Raw genomic sequence first — 232 nt, forward strand, 5'->3', positions numbered from 1 at the left:
GTGATTCATGACTGGGGTGAAGTCGTAACAAGGTAACCGTAGGGGAACCTGCGGTTGGATCACCTCCTTACCTTAAAGAAACGTTCTTTGTAGTGCTCACACAGATTGTCTGATGAATGATGAACTTCTGAATGTACTTTCGAGTGCATTAAGAAGTTTTGCTCTTTAAAAATCTGGATCAAGCTGAAAATTGAAACGACACACTGTTTCATTTCTCCGTAATAAGAAATGA

At 39.7% G+C, this 232-nt stretch carries 1 rRNA gene; it reads left to right on the plus strand.

Annotated features, from left to right (window positions below):
- Positions 1-70, plus strand: a 16S ribosomal RNA gene (locus OGY33_RS00670); the annotation flags it as partial.
- Positions 71-232: the final 162 nt, after the last annotated feature.

Origin of the sequence: Citrobacter sp. Cpo032, from assembly GCF_030332975.1 — a bacterium.
GTDB classification, from domain to species: Bacteria; Pseudomonadota; Gammaproteobacteria; order Enterobacterales; family Enterobacteriaceae; genus Citrobacter; species Citrobacter portucalensis.